We start from the raw sequence: 25,004 nt of genomic DNA, 5'->3' as shown, positions 1-25,004 counted from the left end.
CGTGCCCGGGCTTTTCCCGGGCGTCCACGTCCTAATAGCGTCACGGCAAGAAAGACGTGGATGGCCGGGTCAAGCCCGGCCATGACAAATTGGAATTTCAGTGACGACTACGGATCACACGAACCGCGCGCTTCGCCAGCTCGCGGACCCCGCTGCGCAGCATCATCGCGCCATAAATCATCGGCACCACGGGATCATGCTTTCGCAGCGGAATCAGCACGTCGCCGATGGCAAAACGGCCGCGCCAGATTGGATTGATCATGGGGTGATCCGCGCTCGCCGTGGAGTCGGCCGTCGCGATGGCGGGATCGGCGCAAAGATGCCGGGTCAGCTCCAGCGTCAGCTGCACGCCCGGTGACAATTTCGCAAAGCGCTCGTCGATGCCAAGCTTGAAGAAGAAGGCGCGGTCCTGATGCCGGAGCACGATTCCGGCTGCGACCGGCGCGTCGCCGGCATAGAGCGTCACGATCTCGCACTGGCCGGTCTCGGCGAGCGCCGGCGTGGCGCGCCGGATAAAACCGGCGTCGCCGTCATCCTGGATCAGCGCGGTGCCGCGTTTTCCCTTCCAGCCGCTGGCTTCCAGTCTCAGAAAAATCTCGAGCGCGGCGGCGACTTGCTCGCGCGTGCGAGCGACGTCGAATCGGACGACGCCGTGCTCGGCCAACCGATGGCGCTGGCGGCGCAGTTCCTTCAGCTTCTTATGCCCCAGCGCCTCGCGCAGCAATTCCTCGGGCTCTTGGGCGGCGTCAAGGCTGGCGCGGAGTTGCGATTGCAGCACGCGCGGATGCAGGCCGTCCTGCAGCATGACCTCGCGAAGGGTTTTCATGGTCGCGCCATCGAGCGATATTTCGCGCAGGATCAGCGCATGGGCGCCGCTCTGTTGCGCGGCCTGGAGCAAGTCCGTCGCGGCCTCTTGCGCCATGTCGTGGTCGAGTGGCGGCGTGCACAGGGTGCCGTAGGGATGGGCGCTGACCAGCGCGGGCAGCGGGATTTTGTAGGCGCGTGCCATTGAGACAACCGGCATCAGGCCGATCAGCCGATTCGCGCCGTCTGGCGTGGCGCTGCTTTGCGCGACGAGTGCGGAGGCGCCGGTGCGGCCGCTAGCAAGGGCGTCCACCGCGAGTTCCCAGGACGGAAGGTAATAGCCGTTCGGCTCGAGCGCGCGTTCGGCCAATGCGCGCCATTGGCCCAACGGGATAGACGCCAGCGGACGCAAGGCTCCGGCATCGCTCACCGACGCGCGGCCGACTGGGGCTCTGTCAGCAATCTCGACCACGTCCCTGTTTTCCCGTTTGCGAGAGCGCGGCGCGCAAATAGCGCCGCCCTTCCACCGCGTTGTCTGGGAAATCTAGCGCAAAGCTTGGAAAGGACCGTTGGCACCGGCGGGCAATTTGATCGGTAATGTTAACCCGGCGTTTACCGTTCGGACGCGCTGAGCGCCGCCCGAGGGCGATTGCTCAGGGGTGTGCGGAGGCGGGGGACTTCTCGCCAAGCTGCGCCAGGCATTGCAGAATGTAGTCGGTCTGGTCTCTGGGCAGAACCCGCGCAACCGCGGCCCTGTAGCGGCATTCGATTTGCTCGCTCTGTCTGGCGCGCGGTTTTTTCGCGGCTAGCGAATATTGCCTGACCCTGCGCATGATCATCGGCGAGCCGTCTGATTCGAACTGCAACTCATACGTCTTGCCGTTCCGGTCCGTCGCACTGCAGGAGATGCTGGAAACCTGTAGCAGCGCGAAGTTTCCGACCTGCCGGCACGTGCCGGTCGCAGCTTCCGCTGACGGCACCGGCAGGCCGTCGGCCTTCGGCCGCTCCTTGGAGCTCAGCAGCATCCGGTCGATCGGCAGATCGTAGAGATTGTCCTCATTACGCCGACCGTTTTCACCCGAGAACGAGATCACGTGACTGTTGTCGGCCGGATCGTCGACCGCGACCGTAAAATTCGTCCGGCCTTCCTCGTTATGGAAGAAGCCAACGGTCTTGCAGGCGAACGCGCGACCGGCGATTTTGAGGGTGCTGCACCTCCCGGTCATCAACGCAAAGATATCGGTGTCCGGTTCCTGCGGCTTGCTGTTGTTCGCGACGGCCATCACGGTCCCGGCCGGCTCGGCGACCGACGGGGTTGCAAGGAGAACAATGGCGGCGGTGAAGGCAAACCGGTAAAGGCGCATCGTCAGGCTCGATCGACAGGACATAGGATTGAACAGGCACCGTGTAACATCAAATGGATCATCGGCTAGCTGAAAATTCCGGCCAAAATCCCCGACTTAGTAACCGATCTTTGGAACCTACTATGTCCGCAAGGCAGACATAGTGGGCGTATAACGCAATTTTCGCTTTGCCAATAGAGAATCGGGCAGCCGGAATAGCTGCGGAGCCAGCCGGCGCCATTGGATGGGGTCAGCGGTTCGGCGGAACGAAATGATCCCCGGCGCCTGCGGTTTGGCCGGTAGCAAGATCGGTGGCCCTGATCTCGATATTGGCCGGACGCTCGGGCAAGTCAGCGCTTGCTGCCTGCACCGACAGGTGAAGTTCGCGGGTCTGATCCTGGGCCCACGATGGTGGTATCGTCCATGACATCCCCTGCAGCCCCACGCTTGCTGCGAGCCCCGCTCGGCAGGTGCGAAGGGAGCGACTGTTGATCAATAACCCCTCGCCAGAGCCACCCTTGCGATGGCTCAAACGACGGATGAGGGCGTCATCCCGGCAATTTCGGTTACCTAAAGGCAGACGAGATTGCCGGGGTCTTGCGCTGGGTCATTTATATATTAGTATATTCGAATGTACTAAACAATTGATGCCGGTCAAATCGTTGCCGTGACCTCGGTGGTATGAATGGTGCTGGTTCAAAGCGGCGCCGCTGGCCTGGGTTCGAGGCAAGCTGTATTTTCCCGGATGAGGATGTAGCGCCAGGAATGGAATCTGCTGGATGATCACCACCACCTTCACGCCAATCGCTTCCCTCGTCGGAGGCGCCCTTATTGGCCTGTCCGCCGTGATGCTGATGGCGCTGACCGGGCGGATCGCCGGAGTTAGCGGTATCGCCGTCCGTCTGTTTCCGCCTTACCAGGACAGCGAATTCACCGGCCGGCTTGCCTTTGTCGCCGGGCTGATTGCCGCCCCGGTTGTCGTACTTGCCGCGACCGGCAGACTGCCCGTTCAGACGATCGAGGCCAGCGGAGGCATCCTCGTGCTCGCCGGATTCCTGGTTGGCTTCGGCTCGGTATGGGGCAATGGCTGTACAAGTGGTCACGGGGTGTGCGGGCTGTCGCGGCTCTCGGTGCGCTCGATTGTCGCCACCCTGACATTCATGACGACGGGAATCGCGACCGTGTTTGTCGCGCGACATCTGGGTTGAGCGTCATGGGCGTCGTCTTTCAATTTGCAATCGGCCTGATCTTCGGACTCGGACTGCTGATCTCGGGCATGTCCGATCCGGCAAAGGTTCTCAACTTTCTCGATCTCGCGGGGATCGGTTCGAGAAGCTGGGATCCCAGCCTCGGCTTTGTGTTGGCCGGGGCGGTCGCCGTGACGTTTGCTGGTTTTGCATGGGTGCTGCGGCGACCTCGCCCGCTTCTCGGCGAGAGATTTCATCTACCGGCCGGACGGGAACTGGATCTGCGGATCATCGCAGGTCCCGCCATCTTCGGGGTGGGCTGGGGCTTGGCGGGTTTTTGTCCGGGTCCCGCGCTGACGGCGCTCGGCTTCGGTTCACCTGCAGCGGTTATTTTCGTCGCTGCAATGTTGGCTGGCATGCTCTTCGCGCGATGGCTTGCCGGTCGCCCCGCGCTATCGCGCATCGCTACACCGGCGGATTCGACCTAGAGCCGCATCGCCAAAAACAAGAAGGGAAGCCTCCTCCCATGGAAAAGAACTATTCCGACATCACCAAACGCATTTCCGGCGATTTGCGGAAACTGCGCCAGGACATCCCCGACACCATGAAGGCCTTCTCGGCCTTGGCACAGGCCGCGACGCGCGAGGGTGCGCTGGACAGGAAGACCAAGGAACTGATTGCGCTCGCGATCGGCATCGCCACCCGTTGCGACGGCTGCATTGGTTTCCACACCGAGGCCCTGGTCAAGCTCGGTGCCACCCGCCTGGAAGTGGAGGAAGTCATCGGCATGGCCGTCTGTCCCTCGCTGATGTATGCGGCGGACGCGATATCCGCGTTCGAGCAGCTCGAGAAGCAGCTGACCGTTGCGGCCTGAAGTCCGCTCTCAGATCGGCTCAAAGCTTTCCGAGGCGCAATTGTCGTCACGCCGGCGGTCCGTGATCGCCCCGTCGTTGATGGTGATGCGATAGGTCTCCGAACCCAAGGGCCGGCCCATCACCGAGGTGAGCTCGGCGGTGACGCATGCCGTCCAGCCCGGCCCGCCAGCCTCGTGCAGCGGTGGCGAGACCCGCACCTTTTGCGGATTTGACGCGGCGACGAACACGGATTCCAGGTTCTTTCGAACCAGCTGCCGGACGTCGGGTGGCGGCTCGGGCGGGGGCTGTTCGATGGCCCTGGTGCGCAGGAACTCCGGCAGCACGGCATGGCTGTCGGCCAGGCCGCAGCCCGCCAGCACAAGCGCTGCGCCCGCCATCAACGCCAGATGAACGACGATCCGCCCCATTTACCCAACTTCGTCCCACACCCTGCAATATTAGGCGCTGCCGACGTCCGTTCGCGAGCCCTTGGGCCATCAACAAATCCTGAAGTCCAGCCGCGGCGCCGGCCGTCCTGTGCCGCGACGCCGAACCCTTGTTGCCATGATCCTGCTTCAGGTAGGTTGGGTGCGGCAGGGAGACGGCGGTCATGAGGATTTTCACGATAGCGACGGTAATATTTGCGTTGGTCGCCATGCCCGCGCACGCCCAGATGGGCGGCAAGCGGCCTCGCGGCGGCGACGACGACAAGAAGACGGATCAGAAGAAATCGAAGATTGACGACGCGGCCTACAAGGCGGCGCTGCAAAGAATTCCGGAGCCCAAGGAAAAATACGATCCCTGGGGCGTCGCGCGGCCGGCGGAGCCGGCCAAGAAGACGAAATAGCAAGTTCCTTCATGTGAACGCTTGAACCTCCCCTTCAGCGGGCTCGACCTATTGGTCAGCCCGGATCGAGGTATCTGCCGTGTTTCGTCATGCCCTTCACAAGACGCTGCTGGCGGCGGGGATTCTATTGTGCTCGCACGCGGCATTTGCCGAAAACCGTGTCGCGCTCGTCATCGGCCAGTCGGCTTACCGCGCGGTGACGGCGCTGCCCAATCCGGCCAACGACGCCAAGGCGATGGCGCAATTGCTCGGCGACGCCGGGTTCGACGTGACCAGCGCGGCCGATCTGTCGCAGAACGAGATGCGCCAAACGGTCGGCGAGTTCGCGGCCAAGGTGGCGGCGAAGGGTCCCGACGCCGTTGCGCTGGTGTTCTATGCCGGTCATGGCCTGCAGATCGACGGCGAGAATTTCCTCGTGCCCGTTGACGTCGACCCGAAGCGCGAAGCCGACATCCCGCTGCAGGCGGTGCGGTTGAACGACATCCTGAACACGCTGACATCGGTGCCGAGCAAGATGCGCATCCTGCTGCTCGATGCCTGCCGCAACAACCCGTTCCCGAATATCAGCGCGACCGCCGGCCGGGGGCTTGCGATCGTCGACGCCAGGACCGGCGCGCCCGGCACGTTCATGTCGTTTTCGAAATCGCCCGGCGCGGAGGCCGAGGACGGCAACGGCGCCGACAGCCCCTATACGACAGCGCTGCTGCAGGCGGCCAAGGAGCCCGGCCTTTCGATCGAAGACACGTTCAAGCGTGTCAGGGTATCCGTGAACAAGGCGACGGAGGGACGGCAGACGCCCTGGGACTCCTCGTCGCTGACCGACGAGTTTGCCTTTTTCGGTTCTACGAATGCCGGGGCGAAGCCGGCCGCGACAAAACGCAGCGTCGACGAATGGCGGCGCCAATTGCAGGGCAAGCCGGTCGAGACCGCCAATGAGATGATCCTGGCCGACGGCACCGGGGAAGCCTATGAGGCGTTTGTCGGGCTATATGCACAGCCGCCGTTCGGGCCGCAGGCGCGGCAATGGCTCGATCGCTATCGCCGGATGGTGGCGTGGAACAATGCGGTGATCGTTAACACCGCGGCGGCCTACCGGGCGTTTCTTGCCGAATATCCCGACAGCGATCTCACCGCCACCGCCCGCAAGCTGGAACAACGGCTGCGCAACCGTCCCGATTTCGCGGCCAGCATGGCCGCCGTCACCACCACTTCTCTGAACGCCGCGTCTGGCGGCGCACCGGCGGCCGGCTCCAGCCCGCTGACCAATGCCTCGCTGGCCGCTCCGACATGTCCCTGCGGCGGCGTGCCGTCCTTGCCGTTGAAGAAGGTCGACCTGCCGCCCAAGAAGCGCGGCGAGCCGGATACGCCAAAGCGCGCCAGCCCGCAGCCGCCACGGCGTCTGCGGGACGCCGATGACGAGGATGTCGTGATCGTTCGCCGTCCGCCGCCCGTTTATTATGGGCCGGGACCCGGACCGTCGATCGGCATCGGCCTCGGCGGCTAAGGCGGAGGCGGCTTTGAACGTGGCAGCGTCGGCATCGGCCGGCGGGGTGGATACTGACGCCGGCTGAACGGGATTCCCGATCGACCGCCGATCCGGGCCTCGGCCGCCTCGAAACCGCATTGCTCTGCGCCCGCCGCCGGTCGACAAAATTCCGCCACCTGTCCCGGAGCGGCGCGGTTCGTCACGCCGGCCAAACCATCCATCCCGCGCCGGCTGGACGGCGCTTTGAGCGACCAGTTGGATGAGCGCCTTGATCAAGGGGACTCCGCATGACAAGGAACTCTTTCACATTGGCGCTTCGCCGGGCGTTCGGAATCCCGGCACTGTTGCTTGCCGTCACGCTGCCGGCCGCGGCACCGGCGTTTGCCTGGGAACATTGGGGCGGCGATCGCGGCGGAACGCGATTCTCGGGGCTGGACCAGATCACGCCGGCCAATGTCGGCAATCTGGTTCGTGCCTTCGAATTTCGCACCGGCGATCTGGAGGCCCGCGACCCGGCGCTGATGGCACGCACGAAATTCGAGGCCACCCCGATATTGGTCGAGAATAGTCTGATCTTCTGTACGCCGTTCAACGAGGTCATCGCGCTCGATCCCGGGACCGGTGCGCAAAAGTGGCGCTACGATCCCAAGGTCAGCACCGCCCAGCGCCCGGGCAATCGCTATGTCTGCCGTGGCGTCACGCACTGGGTTGACGACCAGGCGGCCGAAGGCGCCGCCTGCCGCAGCCGGATTTTCATGGGCACCAATGATTTTCGCGTCATTGCGCTCGACGCCAGGACCGGGATTCCCTGCGCCGAATTCGGCACCAATGGCGAGGTCACGCTCGATATCGGAAAGCCATTGGTCTGGCCGGGCGAATTCCAGATCACCTCCGCGCCGGTAGTGAGCCGCGGCGTCGTCGTCGTCGGCTCCTCGATCTCGGATAATGTCCGCGTCGATGCGCCGCTCGGCACAGTGCGGGCCTTCGATGCCCGCACCGGGCATCCGCGCTGGGCTTGGGACCCCCTGGTTCACGACGGCATCACCGCGGGACACGCTAATGTCTGGGCGCCGATGTCCTCGGATGAAGCGCGCGGGCTGGTGTTCCTGCCGACATCGTCACCGAGCCCGGATTTCTGGGGTGGCAAACGGCCGGGCAACAACGAGCATTCGGACTCCGTGGTCGCGCTGCGCGCCGAGACCGGCGAACTGGTGTGGTCTTTCCAGACCACCCATCACGATGTCTGGGATTACGACCTCCCGGCGCAGCCGACGCTGGCGCGCATCGACACCGGGGAGGGGATGCGCGATGTCGTGATCCAGCCGACCAAGCAGGGATTTGTGTTCGTGCTCGACCGCGACACCGGCAAGCCGGTATGGCCGGTCGAGGAACGCGCCGTGCCCCAGGCCGGCGCGGACGGCGAGCAGCTGTCGCCGACGCAGCCATTTCCCAGCCATGTGCCGGCGCTGATGCCGCAACGCTTTTCAACCGACGACGTGTTCAAGCCATTTCCGGGTATCGGGCGCTCGTCCTGCGAGGAAAAGCTCGATGGCTTGCGCAACGAGGGCCTCTACACGCCGCCCTCGACGCAAGGCACGCTGGAGTTTCCGTTTACCGGCGGCGGCGTCAATTGGGGCGGCGCGGCGTTCGATCCGGTCAACCAGATCCTCTATGCCAATACCACCTACGCCGTCCATGTCATCAAGCTGATTCCGCAACCAGCGGCCGAAGCCGTCAAAGCTGTGCCGGGCCGTGAATTCGCACCGCAGCGCGGCGCGCCGTTTGCGCTGACGCGCGAGGTTGCGATGTCGCGATTGGGGTTGCTTTGCACCAAGCCGCCATGGGGTGCGGTGGTCGCGGTCGACCTGAAGGCGGGCAAGGTCCTCTGGCGCTCGACCGTCGGCACCACGGAGGATCGCGCGCTGCTGGGGCTGGCGTTCAACTGGGGTACGCCACTGGTCAATGGTGTGGCTATCACCGCGGGCGGGCTTCTCTTCACCGGCGCGATGGACGCTTATCTGCGCGCCTTCGACGCCAAATCCGGCCAAGAACTCTGGCAGGGCCGGCTGCCGGTGCCGGGCGTCGCCAATCCCATGACCTATCTGTGGAAGGGCGAACAATACGTCGTCATCGCCGCCGGCGGCCATTCCGAGGCCGGTACCTCGATCGGCGACAGCTTGGTGGCGTTTCGCCTGGCGCGGGCAGGCGAGGCTCCCTCGCTGTGGTCGCGCACCATCGACCGGCCCGGCGGGCGGTTCTGGGGCAAGGCGCTCGTCTTTGGGCTCGCCTGCCTGCTGACGGCGGCGGCGCTATGGCGCTGGCGGCGCAGGGTAAAATTGACCCGACGCGGCGTGTCCGGGGTGACTTGATCCTGCGCTAGATCCCGCTTCGATAGAATCGAAAGCGGGCTCTATTCCTGATTTGACGCGTTTTCTTAGCGCGAATCGGTCTCCGCCTCGCTTGAAGACGCTCTAATTTCCAATTTTACGGACCATTTAGGTATTGCCTATAGAAACCATTAACGAGCTTAGAACAGTGCTCCAGAACGCTCAGGATGAGCGATGCCGAATGTAAGTTTGTCGATTGTCGATGAAGTCGAAGCCGCCATAAAAATCGGCTCCGCGGAAAAGCGCCTGGACACGGTCAAGCGCGTGACTGACCTTTTCCTGTTGTCCGCAGGCAGTCTCAATAGCGAGCAGATCGACCTTTTCGACGAGGTGCTCGAGCGCCTCATCAAGACCATCGAGATTCGGGCGATCGCGGATATCAGCGCCCGCATAGCCCTCGCCGAAATGAGCGCTCAGCTGGCACCGGTTGCCCAGGCGCCGCGCAATGTGATCCGTCGCCTTGCAAGAAACGACGAGATAAGTGTCGCTGCTCCCGTTCTGGCGGAGTCCGCGCGTTTGAGCGACGAAGACCTGGTCGAAATCGCAGGAACGAAAAGCGAGGCGCACCTGCTGGCCATTTCCAGCCGCTGGTGGTTGAAGGAAATCGTCACCGACGCATTGTTGGCACGCCGGTACCCGAGCGTCAGCCGCAGGATCATCAAAAATCCCGGCGCGCGCGTCTCCGCGGCCGGCTTTGCCGTCGCGATCGCGCAGGCCGAGTCCGATCCCGAACTTGCCGTCGAAACCGGCATCCGGGTCGATTTGCCGTCGGAGCTTCGTCGCGAACTATTGAGGCACGCGACGGAGGCGGTTCGATCGCGGCTATTGTCGCGCGCGCCGCCCCATCTGTTTGAGGAAATTCGAGATGCGATTGCCTCCGTCTCGGCGGGTGTCGATCGCGAAATGTCGGGGGCTCACGACCTTCCCGCGGCCAAGCGCCTGGTGCTGTCGTTGAGCGCCAAGGGCGAACTCAATGAAGCGGCGTTGTTTGGCTTCGCCAGGCAGCGAAAATATGGAGAGACTGTTGCTGCGCTCGCCGAGTTGTCGCGGTCGACCATCGAGGTGGTCCGGCCGCTGATGCAAAGCCTCCGCGATGACGGTGTCCTCGTTCCCTGCAAGGCAGCCGGGCTTCGCTGGGAGACGGTCCATGCCGTGCTGGAGAGCCGCTTTGCCACCGGCTCAATGGCGCCGCGTGAGCTGGCCATTGCCAAAGGGCGATTTGTCAAACTGACGGCTGAAGACGCGAACCGCCTGCTCAGGTTCTGGCAGGTCAAATCCACAGTTTCGTGAGTTGACCCGGCCTTTGCGGCACGCATCGGGCGACGGCCCGCAGCGCTTCTCTCGACGACGAGCTAGTCGAACGCGACGCCGATGTGCCGTTCATTGCTCCAGACGGCGTGGCAGCGGCGCATGAAGTGATCGACCTCGATGACCAGGGTGAATACCTCGGGCACGCCGACCGGACTCGCGATATCTATTCGCGCGCCGGTCTGGGAGATGTTGCGCACGGTGCAGTCCAGCCCGCCACCGTCGCTGAAGGCGAGAGAGCCGCGCTTGAGCACTCGGTGTCTGGGGGCTGCCCTTTTCTCGATCATCGTCCGCGGGTCCGAATTCCCTGGTTCGGTTGATGCTTCAAATTAGCGAGGAGAAATTACGGGCAATTGAATCGAATATCCGCTGTATTCGGTTCCGTGTTCAGGTTTCGTTTACGATAAGGCCTCGGGCCGGGCGAGCGCGAGGTTCCGGATTCGGGGCACGCTGCAGAAGTGCCGCTGACAATGTCGAAGGCTCTTCCGACGCGCCTGAAGGCGCCATCACAGCATCGCAAAGGCGCTCGAGACGATCGCCACCGGCTTGTTGTCGATGGCGCTGGACAGCGTCACGCGGCCGAAGCTCATGGTGCGGCCGAGCCGAACCACCCGCGCGTCCGCCAGCACGTCCGACCGCGTCACCGCACGCATGAAATGCGTGGTCTGATCGACGGTCGTCATCGGCCGGTAGCCGCGGTTGGCCGCGAGAATGGCGATCACCATCGCGGTGTCGGCAAGCGCCATCAGCGCCTGGCCGCAGACGATGCCGCCGTGCCGGCACAGCCGCTCCGCAAACGCCATGCGCAGGATCGCGCCCGGCTGCCAGTCGGAGGTCGCTCCCGGCGGCGGCGCGCATTCGATAGCGCTGATCGACAGCCCGAGATCCTGCACCCAGGGTGCGAACACGTCGCCAAGGGTGCGCCGGGCCTCCTCGATATCGAATCCCGTTGTTTGTTGGTCGGTCTGCATGAACGATGGTTCCCCCAGCTATTGAGCGCATTCTAGAGGGCATTTCGCGGAAGGGAACACTTGGAAGGGAATGCACCATGGCTTGATAATGCCTGGCCCGAGGCCGTATGATGAGCTCCATGGGGAACAGGTCGGCCATGTTCAGGCGATTGGCGCTGATTTTAGGCGTGGTCGCCATGGGTCTCGCTCTCAACGGCTGCACCAAATGCGGGCCAATTTGGGACGACTGGATGCAATCGCCGAAATCCTGCAAGTCGGATCATTTCTAGCGCGCGGGCAGCGGTCCTTGGCGTAGCCGTTGGCGCAATGGTATATGACCGGGAAAATCCAGGGAGCATTCCATGAAGGTTTTCCGCATAGCGGCAGTCTTCGCGCTGTTGACAGGACCGGCCTACGCCCAAATGCCCAATGTCAACTTGATGCCGGAGGTAAAATCCATGACTCCGGAGGAAAAGGAGCAGGAGGCCGAACAGCAGAAGGCCTATAGGGATTCGCTGAAGAAAATCCCGGACGCCAAGGCATCGAACGATCCCTGGGGTAATGTGCGCAGTACAGACACGCCGAAGACACCGGCGCCGGCGAAGAAGACCAAGACCGGAAGCACGCAAACCAAGGCGGATACCCGCTGATCTAGCGGAACCGCCTCGGCCCGTCCGGTTATCAGGCCAGCGTGGCCGACTGATCTACCAGCGTTTCGTAGCACTCGCAGGACATCCGCATCAGCACGGCCCGGTCCAGGATCTTGATCACGCCGCGCGAATAGGTGATCGCGCCAATGCCCTGTATCTTGCTTGCGACTTCGGTCACCGAGGTGCGCCTCACGCCCAGCATCTCCGCGAGAAACTCCTGCGTCAGCGGAATGGTGTCGCTCGCCGCCCGATCCGCGGATTGCAGCAGCCAGCGGCAGAACCGCGCCTCGATCGAATGCAGCGCATTGCAGGCGGCGGTGACGCGGGCCTGAGACAGCAGTACCTCGTTGTAGCGGATGGCGAGATTGCGTACGGAATCGCTGACGGTGGCCACGGTTCGGAAATGGGTCGCGGCGATTTTGGTGCAGGCCATCGGCATCTGCACGACGACGCGCACCAGCGATTTGTAGAGGCCAAGCCCCGCCATCGCGCCGACCACGCCCTCACGGCCGACGGTCGCGGTCTCGATCGCCTTGCCGTCGCGCAGCACGGCGAGCAGCGACAGCATGCCGTAATGCGGAAAGTAGATCTGGTCGACCTCGTCACCGGCTTCCATCAATACGATGCCCTGCTCAAGGGTGTGGGTCGAAAGATGCGGAAGCAGCCGGTCGAAATCGCCGCGCGGAAGGGAGATCAGAAGCTTGTTGTCCAAGGGAAGACCGGCGTTAGGAAGGTTTACGGCCACTGCGATATCCCGCCCGATCGGTCGGGCCGATTTACCGCAGGGGATGGAGGTGGGCGCTTCCGAGAGGCGCACCGCGGAAAGCTTGTTTATAGGGATCGCCAAGGGGCGTTGTCGGTCCGGTAGCCGTCATAGGCCCGTCACTGGCGGGCCGTTCGCCCCAATATTCTGGGGATGGGACCTATTGCGGCACCGAAATTCTGTGTCGGAAATCGGACGGTCGGGAGCGCCGGCCGATTTTTATCCGACCTCGCTGATCAGCCGGTGCTTCTTGTCCGTTCGCGGCGCGAGCGGGGTATCGCCGAGCAGCCGGTCGAATTCCAGCCGCGAGATGTCGTAGCATTCGCAGGCGCGCGATCGCAGCGCATCGGGATCGAGGATGCTGACGTGACCACGACGGTAGCGGACCAGCCCGGCCTTCTGCAAGCCTCCCATCACCTCGGTGACCGTGGTTCGCCGCACACCCAGCATCATCCCCAGGAATTCATGGGTGAGCAGGAATTCGCCCGACGGCATACGGTCGCGCGTCATCAACAGCCAGCGGCAGCAGCGCTGCTCGACCCGGTGAAGATGGGCGCAGGCCGCCGACTGCGCGACCTGGTTGAAGAAGGCGTGGGCGTAGCGCAGCATGGTCAGACTTAGTGCCGGGCTACCCTCAAGAGCGCGGCGGAAGGCGTCGGTGTCCATCTCCAGCGCCGTCCCCGGCACCTGGACGTAGACCGAGGAGGGCGCCTCGCGCTCGCCGAGGCAAATCGGCAGGCCCACGAGTCCCTCGCTGCCGATCGTGCCGACCTCGGCGCTGGCGCCTTCGGCCGTGGTGATCACCAGCGACGCGACGCCGTCGACGGGGAAATACACATGCTCGATCGGGCGGGCCGCCTCGTACAGAATCTTTCTGTAGTCGAGAGCGATCAGAGACAGATGCGGCCGTAGATGTTCGTAATCGTCATCCGACAAGAGCGAGAGCAGCCGGTTGGTGCGTCGTTGCGGCATGACCGACTATATCCCGTTGTGAGGCAAAGATCGAACGCGATTGGTTCGCGCCGTCAGATGTCTCGATTGTCCGAACCGGCATTCTGGATCGGGCTCAGCACGTTTTCCAGCGCGGCGGCCCGAGGCGATGTATTCCTCGGGGAGCGTGAGAAGACTGTCCGCGCACGCCGTCATCAGTGGAATCGCGGGCCAAGCGGCGGCAACGCTCGGCTTGTTCTCGAAGCTGGAGGGACCGAGACATTCGACTCACGCGCCCTCAGGGCTCTCAGTCGCCGGTATCCGAGGCTCTATGCCGGCAATCTCCCTCAGTCTATCGATCTTATGTTCGGTACACGACTCAATTCTTTGGGGCCCGGCTCCCGGGGACTCGGATTGGTTCCGCAGCGCGCTATATTGAGGGTGTCGTTATGTGTACCGGAGTTGCGACATGGCCTTTCGCCCGCGGGATCTGGCTGACCGGATGGCCGGAAGGCGGAAGCCGGACGACGGCTATCTGCGCGAGACCTTCACCTTGCCCCGCGACAAGGCGCGCACCAAGGCGCGCGATTTCCTCAACCGCTATCCCAAGGCGGCCTATATGAGCTCCGTCGAAAGCTGGCGCGAATTGCCGGACGGCGACATCGAATTCACCATGCGGCGGTTGCCCACCGCGGATTGATGTTCCGTCGAGGGAACCTATTGGGTGAGGAGTTTTTTGCAACACATTAGAACTGTTCAGCATTTTCGCATCATGGCTACTTTCGCGTCGCGAAACGCGTCCAGCACATTCAAGCGTCCAGCACGTTCAAATGCGGTCGGCGGCCACGTGATCGCAGGCGTAACAGCGGAAAACCCTGATGGCGGTCCGGATCGACAGGGCGGGGAGTTCGCCGAGCTGCTTCATGATGGCGCTGCATTTCTCGCAATGACGCAAGACATCATGCTGCTCCGCGGTCTCCGACGGAACGTTCGCGTCATCAGACGCCATGACGGCTGTCCCTAAAATTACGAATCACGGGCGATGAAACTGGCCCCCCGAGGCGTTCGAAATTGTGGCCTGCGTGTTTCAGCCGATGTCGACGAAGGGGCCCCAGCGGCGTAAGCGGCGAGCTAGTCTGGCCGAGCAGGCGGCCGCTCAAGCGATTGATAAAATGAAGCCGGTTACACGCCTGGCAGACCACGGTTTCGTAGGCCGAAGACGGGTTCTCCGGCTCGGCATCGTCGAGCCAGTGCTGCACGTTCAGGCCGGTATTAGGACATTTGAAGATGACATCACCCATAGATCGGTAATTAATAGCGGCTTGCGGCGTATTCCCTCTTGATCTCCGTCAAAGCCGCGACGGCCGGGATATGCAAGCCGGCTTCCCGCCACAGGTTAGTCCAGCGATTCCGCGACGATGCGGATGCGAAACAGCGGCTTTTTTGACTCGTCCAGAAGCTCCATCTGCCACTCGGAGTTCTGCCGGAGTTTGCGGGAAATGCTGCCGGCCACGTCGCCGCAAACGGAGGTCAGCTCCGCCCAGGCGGCATTGCGATCGGCAAGTTCGGCGCCGTGATCGGACGTCCCCGAATAGAGGCCGTTCTCGATGCGAAAGAAATAGAGCGGCATGGCACAGCACCGATGCGAAGGCCGCTCCGGGCCCGGGATAAACCCATGAGTTCTGTCAGTGAGTGGATTCCCAAAGCCAGGATAGATCAATTCCGGGATTTTACGGGATTAAGTACGGTATCCTCCGCTCGTTTCGAGTGGGTGCCGCGCCGGCGCTCACTCGCTTTCCGTGATCCGGATCAGGCCGTCGCCGGTGACGACGGTCCCCTTGGCGGTCTCCACCACATAGCCGAGGGCGATCAGCTTGGTCAGATGAGGCGCCGGTATCGTGGGATTCGGCGACGTGACCGCGACCTCGATCAGCGAGGCGAACTCTTCCGGCGTCAAAAGCTTTGGCGCGTGAACCGTCATTCCTGGACTCTGGTTGGGTGTGCCGGGACCTTTCGCCACTAACATCGAAAGGAAAGTGGCCGCAACGGGGCGGCCACATGAAAGAGCCCCGAACCGACTAAAGTCCGGGGCTCGATGTCAACGTCGCAGCTTCCCCCGTGGTCAGTTCGGCAATGACGCGTTGAATTCTAGGGCGGTCGGCAGAAGTCGCCCTGAGTCAGATCAATACCGGCAGCGGATCAGAATTGAGTCAGTTCAAGACCGGAATCATGCGACTTCGCCGAGCGGGCGAGCGAGATAGACCAGCACGAACGGGATGGCCGGCGGTCCGCCACTAGCCGGATCCGAAACAGCGGCGCATCGGTTGGCGGAAGGCTCGTGCGACCTCACCGTGTAGTTGTAAATCGATTCTCAAATCTAGACCGGGGATACCCGTAGAGCTACTGGGCTGGCTTCCGCTCGGATTTCTTCAGCTCGCGGTCGATGCGCAGTTGAACGCGGCGCATTGCCAGCAGGTTGATCCTGGTTTCAGTCCTGCCGGTCTTGATCAGATCGCCGATCCGGAATTGCCATTTCCAGATCCCCGGGATTGCCGTTGGGACAACCACGTATTCGATGCCTTTGTGCACCATTGGAAATCTCCCGCCGCCGCGAGTCGAAACGCCAAATTAAGCGCAGACAGAAAGTTGCGCCTGTTCAATATTGCTCGTTTTCGGGAAGTTCCTCCAGCGAAACCGGCGAACCGGTGTCGAGCGAGGCTCCGGCATTCAACGCGATAATCGCCCTGCAATCCGCGACCGGCCGCGGCGCCGTTCCGTATCCGTCACTGTACGGCGGCGGGTGGTCTCCTTGGCGAGATCGGTGCAGATCCCCGCATCTTCCCGAAATGCGGCGTCGCCGCCGCGCAAGACGGATTGGGACGATTGGCCTCGAATTGTTGGAGGGGCTGGCCAGTTCGGAGAATCGTGCCGGGCCGCCCTGGCATATGAATGCCCCGAGGTCATCGGCCCCAACTTCCCCTGCGCTGCAGCCGTTTCTTTTGACCACGGTGCGCTTATTTTCAATCGCTCATGGGCGAGTAGACGGAAGTTCAAATTCCTGGAACGCGACGTCCACGACCGCATCGCAATCATCGCAAAGGAAGAATCCCGCTTCGGTCTCGACCGTCGCGGGAGCGGTCTGGCAGGCGTCGCACACTTTACATCGGGTCCACATCGGTAAATTAGGCCATAAGCGGGGGGACCGCGCCACCGGATTTCCGCTGCGGGAAATCGGGACGTTCCAGTTGTTTTGAAGAGGACATATAAGTTCGATGCAGTCGGGCCGAAACCATTGTCGGGGGCGCCATGCATGAAAGTGGTCGCCAGCAGGATGTCTTGCTCCGGCTCGGGCCGGAACCTCATTAGGAAGCGGCGCTTCATTAAAGTTCGATTTCGCGGGGCTCCTCGATACCCTCGGCTAACCCGATCGCGGCCTGATCGTCGGCGGCTTCGAATGGTTCGAAGCCCGCAATGCGGTCATCCGATCCGATGAAATAGGCGCGGTGACCTGGCATCGGTCCCTGTCCATGGGCGCGAAAGCGTACTGCGCAGGACGGCCGGACAAATCTCCGTAGTACTACGGAGAACATTTTAGGGGTGTGTTAACCAACTGTCGTACGCCCGACATATTCAAAATAGGCCAGTGATATTTTCAACTTAGGCCACTGCACATGGAAACAGGCCAGTATCCGTTTCGAAAAAAGAACATATTGCGAACATGGAACAAATAGGGTACGCTGTTCCTACGATCACCGTCGCCCGTTTACCCGTTTGTCCCGCTAGCGAATCCCCGCCATAAGGAGCACGACCAATGTCTGCCACTGCCCTGCGTATCGTCGAAGGATCCTCCATGGACAAGACCAAGGCCCTGTCCGCCGCGCTTTCCCAGATCGAGCGCCAGTTCGGGAAGGGCTCGGTGATGAAGCTGGGCAAGAACGACCGTTCGATGGACATCGAGACCATTTCCTCGGGCTCGCTCGGGCTCGATATCGCGCTCGGCGTTGGCGGCCTGCCGAAGGGACGCGTGGTCGAGATCTACGGGCCGGAATCGTCGGGTAAAACCACGCTGGCGCTGCACACCGTCGCCGAGGCCCAGAAGAAGGGCGGTATCTGCGCTTTCATCGATGCCGAACACGCGCTCGACCCGGTCTATGCCCGGAAGCTCGGCGTCAATATCGACGAACTCCTGATCTCGCAGCCCGACACGGGCGAGCAGGCGCTGGAAATTTGCGACACGCTGGTGCGCTCCGGTGCGGTCGACGTGCTGGTGATCGATTCGGTGGCGGCCCTGGTGCCGAAGGCCGAACTCGAGGGCGAGATGGGCGACGCGCTGCCCGGCCTGCAGGCTCGTTTGATGAGCCAGGCGCTGCGCAAGCTCACTGCCTCCATCAACAAGTCCAACACCATGGTGATCTTCATCAACCAGATCCGGATGAAGATCGGGGTGATGTACGGCTCGCCGGAAACCACCACCGGCGGCAACGCGCTGAAATTCTACGCCTCCGTCCGGCTCGACATCCGCCGCATCGGCGCGATCAAGGAGCGCGACGAGGTGGTCGGCAACCAGACCCGCGTCAAGGTGGTGAAGAACAAGCTGGCGCCGCCGTTCAAGCAGGTCGAATTCGACATCATGTACGGCGAGGGCGTCTCCAAGATGGGCGAAATCCTCGATCTCGGCGTCAAGGCCGGCATCGTCGAGAAGTCCGGCGCCTGGTTCTCCTATGACAGCCAGAGGCTGGGCCAGGGCCGCGAGAACTCGAAAGCCTTCCTCAAGGCCAATCCCGACATGACCGCCAAGATCGAGGCGGCGATTCGCCAGAACTCCGGCCTGATCGCAGAACAGATTCTGGCAGGCTCCCCCGAGCGCGATACCGACGGCGAGGAGCCGGCGGAGGAGTGAGACTCGGGCCTCTCTTCGGGTCTTGCTTCGGGTCTTGGGCCCGCGTGGTTGCGGAAGAAACGGGAATCTTCTTCCGAGGGATCGTGGGCCAATAGACGGATGAGATCATGATCCGATGCACCGGATCATGATCTGTCTGACGACATAAGGCCCGGCATCGGCAGGCGCTGAGGACGTTGAGTTGCTGACGTCCCCAGTGCCTGTTTTTGTTTTGTGTATGGCCGGTGACGAAACATGACGCGTTTGATCCTCACCACTGATGCGTCCGGTGCGGGCGGCCTCAAGGGGGCCCGTCGCGCCGAGATCGTAATTCCGTTCGAGCCTCGCTTCGTCTGGGGACCATTGCCGTCTGAGGCGGAACTCGTAATGTTGCTGGCGCGGCATGAGGCTGCCGATCACTGGTTGTGGAACGTCTATCGAAAGTACCTCGGAAAAATCGATCGCAACGAAATAGGATTGATCGACTTCTGCGAACGGTGCGAGAGCATCGAGTTGTGGATCGATCCGGTGCCCAGTGCGCAACTGACATTGATTTGGCTGCTCGGCTATTTGCGTCGTCACGAGAAAATTGCTTCTAGGCTTACCTTGGTCCAGGCAGAGACCCGCATTGGAGAAAATTCTCCGAGACAGCTCGCCAGGTGGAAACCCGCCGCAATCGCCGTCACGAACGATCATTTCGAAATCGCAGGTTTCGCCTGGCGGGCTTACCGCGCGCCGACGCCCCAGGCTTGGTTCGATCTGCTGAACAAGGACTTGAGCATCTTGCCGCAGCTGCGGGCGTGCGTTGTGGAATTGCTCGAAGAGCTGCCGCAGCGCGCGACCGGGCTTGGTGCCACGGAAATGCGGATGCTCGAACTCATCGCGGAGGGCGATGCCGGTCCGCTAGACGTCTTTCCCGGCCACTTGAAGCGCAACGAGCGGCGCGTGTTCGAGTTCTGGGAAGTTGGATCCTTGCTGGACGGGCTCGCCCGCTGTCCCGCACCCGCCGTCGCCGGTCTCGACGATGGGCCATTCAACGAGGCTATGCATCGCAACCGTGACCGGCGCGAGCGATATATGCGGAGCAAACTGAAACTCACCGAATTCGGCGAGGCCGTTCTGGCGGGGACCGACGATTTCAGCCGGCACAACCCGATCGATCGCTGGTGGGGCGGCACAAAACTGACCAACGATCGCCTGTGGCGTTGGGATCCGACGAACCGCGCTTTGATCGCGCCTTGAGCGAACCTGCAGCTCGCGGTCTGTAGAATGGATTGAGCATGTTGGGTTGCCCGACCCATCCGGCGCCCGTTTTTGTTTTGTGCATAGAGCCGGAGAGCCTATGAAGCGTCTGATCCTGACTGGCGAGCACGGCGTAACTTTCATGCGTTCGGAGCGCTCCGACCTCGCGGTCCCTTTCTCCTTTCGCTTTGTTTGGGGAGCGTTGCCGTCTCCGGACGAGCTTGCAAGCTACGTCGCCGCGCGTTCGGAGAAACACGGCCCGGGGACCCACTGGTCGGACTATGCCGGCCGGTGGCGTCAAGCCAACAAAGGGCGCAAAGACCTCGCCTTGGTCGAGTTTTGCGAATCATACGAGACGGTCGAGCTGTGGTTCGATCCGCGCCCGAACGACCAATTGCAACTGGTTTGGCTGCTGGACTTTTTCTGTTCTCATCCCGAGCTCGTGGCCAGGCTGAAATTGCGCCTTCTTGACTACAACCTGATCCGGGCTTCGCCCGAGGAGCTTGACAGGTGGTTGGTGCCGGCCGTCAACGTCACCAGGGATGAGCTCGAGACGGCCGCCATGGCCTGGCAGGCGTATCGGGCCGCGACGCCCGAAGCCTGCTTCGACCTGCTGGCGAGGGATTTGAGCGCTTTGCCCTTGTTGAGGCCGGCCTGGCTTAATACCAGCCTTCAGAAGGGCTGACCGATGATGGCCCAGTCGCGGGCCGCGATCGAGGTGATGCGCCCGGTTTCGGCGAGAAGTTTTCGCCAGGCGTTTTGGCAGGCGTCGAGGATATCGGTGTAGGACGCGAACACACGGTTGGCGAGATAGGTCTGTCGCAGATACTGCCAGATGTTCTTGGCTGCGTTGAGCTCCGGACAGGCGGGTGGCAGCGGCACGAGGGTGACATTGGCAGGTGGCTTTAGTTTGCGCGTCGTGTGCCATCCGGCCTTGTCGAGGATCAGCAGCGCATGCGCGCCGGGCGCGACGGCCTTGCCGATGGCGTCGAGATGCGCCTGCATGGCCTCGGTGTCGGCTTGCGGCATGATGAGGGCGACGCCGGTGTCGCGGCTCGCACAGACGGCGCCGAACACATAGGCGTTCTCGTAGCGCTGATCCTTGGGCTGCCGCGGCCGTGATCCCTTCTTGGCCCATTGGTAGACGAGGCTGTTCTTCTGGCCGACCCGCATCTCGTCCTGGAACCAGACCTCAATCGGCGTTTCCGGGGCGAGTTTGGTCACGATCGCCGCGACCTGCGTAGGAAAGTTTTTTTAAATGCCGCGATCGTCTCCGGATCCTGCACGGGATGGCGCGGCCGGGCGCTGATGTGCGAGAAGCCGAGCTTCTTGAGCGCGCGCCCCAGGCTCACCTCCGACAGATCGACACCGAAACGCTGTCCGAGAACACGCTTCAGGTCGACGCAGCGCCAGCGTACGACCCCATCCTTCTCCGGGTCGGGGCCGGTCTCGACGAGCTGCTTCAATGCATCTTTCTGCTCGTCGGAGAGCTTCGACGGCCGCCCGGTCGGCTTGATGTCGATCAGACCGTCAGGCCCGTACTGGTTGAAGCGGTGCGCCCAGTCCCGCAGCGTCTGCCGGTCCATGCCGCCGATCCGGGCCGCCTCGGTGCGGTTCATCCCGTCGCAAATCGCCGCCAGCGCCAGCAGCCGTCGCGCCTGCGCGGCATCCTTCACCTTCGCCGCGAGCCGACGCAGCTCATCCGCCTCGAAATCCTCCCGTAGACCGACCGCCGCGCCCATCGCCGACCTCCCGAATCAATCCAGTCGGTCATAAATGAATCACGCCGGCGCCAGCTTTTCAAAAAAGAGTCAGACCTTCCGAAGGCTGGTATAACCTGCTCGAAGAGCTGCCCTCCGCGCTGACCGGGCTTGGCGCGACGGAAATGCGGCTGCTGGAGCTGATTGCAAGGGGCTACTCGCTGACAAATGCGCTGTTTCACCTTCGAGGGCTCGGCCAGCGGCGCGTCTTCAGCGACTGGGAAATCGGTTTCCTGCTCGAGAGACTGGCCCACGGCCCGACGCCAGCCGTGGCGGGCCTTGACGACGAACTGCGCACGATCAGGAGGGAGAACTACCGTGACCGCGACGCGGCGTACAGGCGAAGCCGGTTGTCGCTAACCGAATTCGGCAGGGCGATTGTCGCGCACAAGGAGGATTTCAGCCACTACAATCCGATCGATCACTGGTGGGGCGGCACCAGGTTGACCAATGATTGTCTGTGGCGCTGGAATCCGGCCCTCGTTGCGCCTCAGCCATCGCGGCCATCTTTGTCGTCGTTTCGGGCTGAGCCCACAAGCCATCCGTCTCGTTCGCCTCTTTGATGGATGCGCAGGTTCTGCCTCAGCCGAAGCTCGGCAAGGCCGCTCCGTCCAGGACACGCAGGTCTCACTCCGCCGCCTGCGCGTAGTCCTCGATCGGCGGGCACGAGCACACCAGGTTGCGGTCACCATAGACATTGTCGACCCGTCCGACCGGTGACCAGTATTTGTCCGACCGCGAGGTGCCGGCGGGGAAGCAGCCCTCGGCGCGGCTATAGGCACGCGCCCAGGAATCGTCGGCGATATCGTGCACGGTGTGGGGGGCATGGCGCAGCGGCGAGGCCTCGACCTTCCAGCGGCCATTCTCGATCTCGGCGATCTCGCGCCGGATCGCGATCATGGCGTCGCAAAAGCGATCCAGTTCCGCCTTCGATTCCGATTCGGTCGGCTCGATCATCAGCGTGCCCGGCACCGGAAAACTCATGGTCGGGGCGTGGAAGCCGTAATCGATCAGCCTTTTTGCGATGTCGTCGACGGTGACGCCGCTCGAGGTCTTCAGCGCTCTGGGGTCGATGATGCATTCGTGGGCGACGCGCCCTTTGGCATTGCGGTACAGCACCGGGAAATGCGGATCGAGCCTGGTGGCGATGTAGTTGGCGTTGAGGATCGCCATTTCCGTAGCGCGCGTAAGGCCTTCGCCGCCCATCATGAGAATGTAGATGTAGGAGATGGTCAGGATCGACGCCGAGCCGAACGGCGCAGCCGATACCGGCCCGATCGCGGCAGGCGTTTTGCCATTGGCCGCGGGATGGCCGGGCAGGAATGGCGCAAGGTGCGCCTTGACGCCGATCGGGCCCATGCCGGGACCGCCACCGCCATGTGGGATACAGAAGGTCTTGTGGAGGTTGAGATGGCTGACATCGGCGCCGTAATCGCCGGGCCGCGACAGTCCTACCTGCGCGTTCATATTGGCACCGTCGAGATAGACCTGACCGCCATGGCCGTGGACGATGTCGCAGATCTCGCGGATGTGCTCCTCGAACACGCCGTGGGTCGAGGGGTAGGTGATCATGACGGCAGCGAGATCTAGCGCGTGCGCGTCGGCCTTGGCGCGCAGATCGGTCACATCGACATCGCCTCTGCTGTCGCAGGCCACCACCACGACCTTCATGCCGGCCATGTGGGCCGACGCCGGATTGGTGCCGTGCGCGGAGGAGGGAATCAGGCACACCTTGCGGCGCGGCTCGCCGCGGGCGGCGTGATAGCCGCGGATCGCCAATAACCCGGCATATTCGCCTTGCGCGCCGGAATTAGGCTGCAGCGAGATCGCGTCATAGCCTGTGATGTCGCACAGCCATTGTTCCAGCCGGGCGAACAGCACGTGATAGCCTTCTGCCTGGCCGCGCGGCGCAAACGGGTGGAGCGCGCCGAATTCGGGCCAGGTCAGCGGGATCATCTCGCTGGTGGCGTTGAGCTTCATGGTGCAGGAGCCGAGCGGGATCATGGCGCGGTCGAGCGCAAGATCCCGGTCGCTGAGCTTGCGCATGTAGCGCAACAGTTCGGTCTCGGAGCGGTGGGCGTGGAACACCGGATGGGTCAGGAATGTGGCTGTGCGCTTCAACTCGGCGGGCAGGGCATCGCGGGCGCCGGCCTCGATGTCAGCGTAGGTCAGTCTGCCGCCGAACGCCCGCCAAACCGCCTCGACGATCTCGGGCGTCGTGGTTTCGTCGAGCGCGATGGCGAGCTTGCCCTGTAGCTTCCCTTGGCCGATCCGCAGATTGATCTTCTCGGCCAGCGCGCGGGTGATGATCTCGCCCTGCTTGCCGCCGGCTTCCACCGTCAGTGTATCGAAGAATGCCTCAGACGCTGGCGCAAAGCCGAGCTTGCGCAAGCCGGCGGCCAGCACGGCGGTGCGGCGATGGATGGTGCGCGCGATATGGGTCAGTCCCTCCGGGCCATGATAGACCGCATAAATCGACGCGATCACGGCCAAAAGCACCTGCGCGGTGCAGATGTTGGAGGTCGCCTTTTCCCGGCGGATATGCTGCTCGCGGGTCTGCAGCGCAAGGCGATAGGCGGGCTCTCCACGCGAATCGATCGACAGGCCGACGATGCGCCCCGGCAGCGAGCGCTTCAGGGCATCGCGCACCGCCATATAGGCGGCGTGCGGCCCGCCATAGCCCATCGGCACGCCAAAACGCTGCGCCGACCCGATGGCGATGTCGGCACCGAGGTCGCCGGGCGAGGCCAGCAGCGTCAGCGCCAGAAGATCGGCGGCGACAACCGCAAGCGCGCCCCTGGCGTGCAGCGCCGCGATGGCGGGCCTGAAGTCGCGCACCGCGCCCGATGTGCCCGGGTATTGCAGCAGGGCGCCGAATACGTTCGCGCTGGCCAGATCGGTCATGGGATCGCCGACGATCAGGTTCCAGCCGAGCGGTTCGGCGCGGGTGCGCAGCACGGCCAGCGTCTGCGGATGCACCTCGGCATCGACGAAAAAGGATTTTGTCCTGGCCTGCGCGGCGCGTTCGGCCAGCGCCATGGCTTCGGCCGCGGCGGTCGCCTCATCCAGCAGCGAGGCGTTGGCGACGTCGAGCCCGGTGAGGTCAGAGATCATGGTCTGGAAGTTGAACAGGGCTTCCAGCCGGCCCTGGCTGATCTCCGGCTGATACGGCGTATAGGCCGTGTACCAGGCGGGGTTTTCCAGGATGTTGCGCTGGATCACCGCCGGCAGGATGGTGCCGGAATACCCTTGGCCGATCAGCGAAGTGAAGAGCGCATTCTGCGACGCCAGCTCGCGCGTATGGGCGAGCGCTTCGGTTTCGCTCAAGGCTGTGCCGAGATCGAGCGGCGCCTGCTGGCGGATCGAGGCGGGCAGGGTCTCCGCCATCAGCGCGGAGAGGCTCGCTGCGCCCACCGTTTCCAGCATCGCCGACATGTCGCGGGGCGAGGGGCCGATATGGCGGCGGACGAAATTGGTGGCGGCTTCGTCAACGGGTTTGCGGTGCGCGGTCATGGGTTCCTCGCTGGAATGTTCACACTCGGTGTCATCGTCCGCGAACGCGGACGATCCAGTACGCCGTGGCTCCTCGGTTCAATCGTCGGTGCCGGTGGCTA

The 25,004-nt window shown here is 63.0% G+C and carries 28 protein-coding genes; 13 read left to right on the top strand and 15 right to left on the bottom strand.

Annotated features, from left to right (window positions below):
• Positions 1–97: 97 nt before the first annotated feature.
• The 3 genes from B5525_RS39755 to B5525_RS45115 all read right to left on the bottom strand — a co-directional run bounded on the left by B5525_RS39755 (position 98) and on the right by B5525_RS45115 (position 2,577).
• Positions 98–1,276, bottom strand: coding sequence for a GNAT family N-acetyltransferase (locus tag B5525_RS39755; RefSeq protein ID WP_079571663.1), 1,179 nt, complete (start codon positions 1,274–1,276; stop codon positions 98–100).
• 181 nt (positions 1,277–1,457) lie between these two features.
• Positions 1,458–2,168 (bottom strand): hypothetical protein, encoded by a 711-nt coding sequence (locus tag B5525_RS39750; protein WP_079571662.1) that lies wholly within the window; start codon positions 2,166–2,168, stop codon positions 1,458–1,460.
• Positions 2,169–2,397: 229 nt separating this feature from the next.
• Positions 2,398–2,577 (bottom strand): hypothetical protein, encoded by a 180-nt coding sequence (locus tag B5525_RS45115; RefSeq protein WP_154073725.1) that lies wholly within the window; start codon positions 2,575–2,577, stop codon positions 2,398–2,400.
• A gap of 349 nt (positions 2,578–2,926) precedes the next feature.
• On the opposite strand from B5525_RS45115, the gene B5525_RS39745 reads away from it, so the two are divergent.
• From B5525_RS39745 to B5525_RS39735, 3 genes are read left to right on the top strand one after another with little or no spacing between them, the layout of a single operon-like run.
• A complete protein-coding gene (locus tag B5525_RS39745; protein WP_079571660.1) occupies positions 2,927–3,355 on the top strand; it encodes a YeeE/YedE family protein in 429 nt (142 codons plus the stop codon).
• Between the two features lie 5 nt (positions 3,356–3,360).
• The gene (locus B5525_RS39740; RefSeq protein ID WP_079571658.1) at positions 3,361–3,822 is read left to right on the top strand and encodes a DUF6691 family protein; all 462 of its coding nucleotides are present in this window, start codon (positions 3,361–3,363) and stop codon (positions 3,820–3,822) included.
• Between the two features lie 38 nt (positions 3,823–3,860).
• Positions 3,861–4,208 (top strand): carboxymuconolactone decarboxylase family protein, encoded by a 348-nt coding sequence (locus B5525_RS39735; protein ID WP_079571656.1) that lies wholly within the window; start codon positions 3,861–3,863, stop codon positions 4,206–4,208.
• Between the two features lie 9 nt (positions 4,209–4,217).
• Here the strand turns inward: B5525_RS39735 and B5525_RS39730 are convergent, their stop codons facing one another.
• Positions 4,218–4,616 (bottom strand): hypothetical protein, encoded by a 399-nt coding sequence (locus tag B5525_RS39730; protein WP_079571654.1) that lies wholly within the window; start codon positions 4,614–4,616, stop codon positions 4,218–4,220.
• A gap of 182 nt (positions 4,617–4,798) precedes the next feature.
• Here B5525_RS39730 and B5525_RS39725 point away from each other — a divergent pair, with 182 nt between their 5' ends.
• From B5525_RS39725 to B5525_RS39710, 4 genes are all read left to right on the top strand, one after another.
• Positions 4,799–5,035 carry a hypothetical protein gene (locus B5525_RS39725; protein ID WP_079571653.1) on the top strand — a complete coding sequence of 79 codons (237 nt, stop codon included), beginning with the start codon at positions 4,799–4,801 and terminating at the stop codon, positions 5,033–5,035.
• A 79-nt stretch (positions 5,036–5,114) separates the two neighbouring features.
• Entirely contained in the window at positions 5,115–6,539 is a 1,425-nt protein-coding gene (locus B5525_RS39720; RefSeq protein ID WP_079571652.1) for a caspase family protein, read from the top strand.
• 269 nt (positions 6,540–6,808) lie between these two features.
• Entirely contained in the window at positions 6,809–8,890 is a 2,082-nt protein-coding gene (locus tag B5525_RS39715) for a pyrroloquinoline quinone-dependent dehydrogenase (RefSeq protein WP_079571650.1), read from the top strand.
• A gap of 192 nt (positions 8,891–9,082) precedes the next feature.
• Positions 9,083–10,198 (top strand): DUF2336 domain-containing protein, encoded by a 1,116-nt coding sequence (locus B5525_RS39710; RefSeq protein WP_079571649.1) that lies wholly within the window; start codon positions 9,083–9,085, stop codon positions 10,196–10,198.
• Between the two features lie 62 nt (positions 10,199–10,260).
• Here B5525_RS39710 and B5525_RS39705 read toward each other — a convergent pair whose 3' ends face one another.
• Positions 10,261–10,503 (bottom strand): PilZ domain-containing protein, encoded by a 243-nt coding sequence (locus B5525_RS39705; protein ID WP_079571647.1) that lies wholly within the window; start codon positions 10,501–10,503, stop codon positions 10,261–10,263.
• Positions 10,504–10,722: 219 nt separating this feature from the next.
• Positions 10,723–11,187 carry a PaaI family thioesterase gene (locus B5525_RS39700; protein WP_079571646.1) on the bottom strand — a complete coding sequence of 155 codons (465 nt, stop codon included), beginning with the start codon at positions 11,185–11,187 and terminating at the stop codon, positions 10,723–10,725.
• 341 nt (positions 11,188–11,528) lie between these two features.
• On the opposite strand from B5525_RS39700, the gene B5525_RS39690 reads away from it, so the two are divergent.
• On the top strand, positions 11,529–11,816 hold the full coding sequence (locus tag B5525_RS39690; RefSeq protein ID WP_079571644.1) for a hypothetical protein: 288 nt from the start codon (positions 11,529–11,531) through the stop codon (positions 11,814–11,816).
• Positions 11,817–11,847: 31 nt separating this feature from the next.
• Here the strand turns inward: B5525_RS39690 and B5525_RS39685 are convergent, their stop codons facing one another.
• Positions 11,848–12,561, bottom strand: coding sequence for a Crp/Fnr family transcriptional regulator (locus B5525_RS39685; protein WP_154073724.1), 714 nt, complete (start codon positions 12,559–12,561; stop codon positions 11,848–11,850).
• Positions 12,562–12,798: 237 nt separating this feature from the next.
• Complete coding sequence (locus B5525_RS39680) at positions 12,799–13,551, bottom strand: Crp/Fnr family transcriptional regulator (protein ID WP_079571641.1); 753 nt, start codon at positions 13,549–13,551, stop codon at positions 12,799–12,801.
• 427 nt (positions 13,552–13,978) lie between these two features.
• On the opposite strand from B5525_RS39680, the gene B5525_RS39675 reads away from it, so the two are divergent.
• The gene (locus tag B5525_RS39675; RefSeq protein ID WP_079571639.1) at positions 13,979–14,209 is read left to right on the top strand and encodes a hypothetical protein; all 231 of its coding nucleotides are present in this window, start codon (positions 13,979–13,981) and stop codon (positions 14,207–14,209) included.
• Between the two features lie 126 nt (positions 14,210–14,335).
• On the opposite strand, the gene B5525_RS39670 is transcribed toward B5525_RS39675, so the two are convergent.
• The 5 genes from B5525_RS39670 to B5525_RS47405 all read right to left on the bottom strand — a co-directional run bounded on the left by B5525_RS39670 (position 14,336) and on the right by B5525_RS47405 (position 17,024).
• On the bottom strand, positions 14,336–14,518 hold the full coding sequence (locus tag B5525_RS39670) for a hypothetical protein (RefSeq protein WP_079571638.1): 183 nt from the start codon (positions 14,516–14,518) through the stop codon (positions 14,336–14,338).
• Positions 14,519–14,905: 387 nt separating this feature from the next.
• Positions 14,906–15,139: a DUF6894 family protein gene (locus tag B5525_RS39660; RefSeq protein WP_079571634.1), complete on the bottom strand. Its 234-nt coding sequence runs from the start codon at positions 15,137–15,139 to the stop codon at positions 14,906–14,908.
• A gap of 156 nt (positions 15,140–15,295) precedes the next feature.
• Positions 15,296–15,490: a hypothetical protein gene (locus B5525_RS39655; RefSeq protein WP_079571633.1), complete on the bottom strand. Its 195-nt coding sequence runs from the start codon at positions 15,488–15,490 to the stop codon at positions 15,296–15,298.
• 419 nt (positions 15,491–15,909) lie between these two features.
• Positions 15,910–16,101: a hypothetical protein gene (locus B5525_RS39650; RefSeq protein WP_079571631.1), complete on the bottom strand. Its 192-nt coding sequence runs from the start codon at positions 16,099–16,101 to the stop codon at positions 15,910–15,912.
• Positions 16,102–16,889: 788 nt separating this feature from the next.
• Positions 16,890–17,024, bottom strand: coding sequence for a hypothetical protein (locus B5525_RS47405; RefSeq protein ID WP_276328822.1), 135 nt, complete (start codon positions 17,022–17,024; stop codon positions 16,890–16,892).
• 296 nt (positions 17,025–17,320) lie between these two features.
• Here B5525_RS47405 and recA point away from each other — a divergent pair, with 296 nt between their 5' ends.
• The 3 genes from recA (at position 17,321) to B5525_RS39635 (ending at position 20,315) form a co-directional block, all read left to right on the top strand.
• On the top strand, positions 17,321–18,409 hold the full coding sequence (recA, locus tag B5525_RS39645; RefSeq protein WP_079571629.1) for a recombinase RecA: 1,089 nt from the start codon (positions 17,321–17,323) through the stop codon (positions 18,407–18,409).
• A 234-nt stretch (positions 18,410–18,643) separates the two neighbouring features.
• Complete coding sequence (locus B5525_RS39640; protein WP_079571628.1) at positions 18,644–19,630, top strand: hypothetical protein; 987 nt, start codon at positions 18,644–18,646, stop codon at positions 19,628–19,630.
• Positions 19,631–19,730: 100 nt separating this feature from the next.
• On the top strand, positions 19,731–20,315 hold the full coding sequence (locus B5525_RS39635; protein ID WP_079571626.1) for a hypothetical protein: 585 nt from the start codon (positions 19,731–19,733) through the stop codon (positions 20,313–20,315).
• On the opposite strand, the gene B5525_RS39630 is transcribed toward B5525_RS39635, so the two are convergent.
• A protein-coding gene (locus B5525_RS39630; RefSeq protein WP_154073723.1) for an IS630 family transposase occupies positions 20,303–21,372 on the bottom strand; the annotation gives its coding sequence in 2 pieces (ribosomal slippage) (positions 20,303–20,886 and positions 20,886–21,372; 1,071 coding nt in all). The two genes, B5525_RS39635 and B5525_RS39630, sit on opposite strands and share 13 nt — an antisense overlap.
• A 143-nt stretch (positions 21,373–21,515) precedes the next feature.
• On the opposite strand from B5525_RS39630, the gene B5525_RS39625 reads away from it, so the two are divergent.
• Positions 21,516–21,953 carry a hypothetical protein gene (locus tag B5525_RS39625; protein WP_079571624.1) on the top strand — a complete coding sequence of 146 codons (438 nt, stop codon included), beginning with the start codon at positions 21,516–21,518 and terminating at the stop codon, positions 21,951–21,953.
• 64 nt (positions 21,954–22,017) lie between these two features.
• Here the strand turns inward: B5525_RS39625 and gcvP are convergent, their stop codons facing one another.
• The gene (gcvP, locus tag B5525_RS39620; RefSeq protein WP_079571623.1) at positions 22,018–24,903 is read right to left on the bottom strand and encodes an aminomethyl-transferring glycine dehydrogenase; all 2,886 of its coding nucleotides are present in this window, start codon (positions 24,901–24,903) and stop codon (positions 22,018–22,020) included.
• Between the last annotated feature and the right edge of the window lie 101 nt (positions 24,904–25,004).

Source organism: Bradyrhizobium erythrophlei (assembly GCF_900129505.1).
Lineage (GTDB): Bacteria > Pseudomonadota > Alphaproteobacteria > Rhizobiales > Xanthobacteraceae > Bradyrhizobium > Bradyrhizobium erythrophlei_D.
The sequence above is the reverse complement of the archived record's forward strand: the minus strand, read 5'-3'. Positions and strand labels throughout refer to the sequence as shown.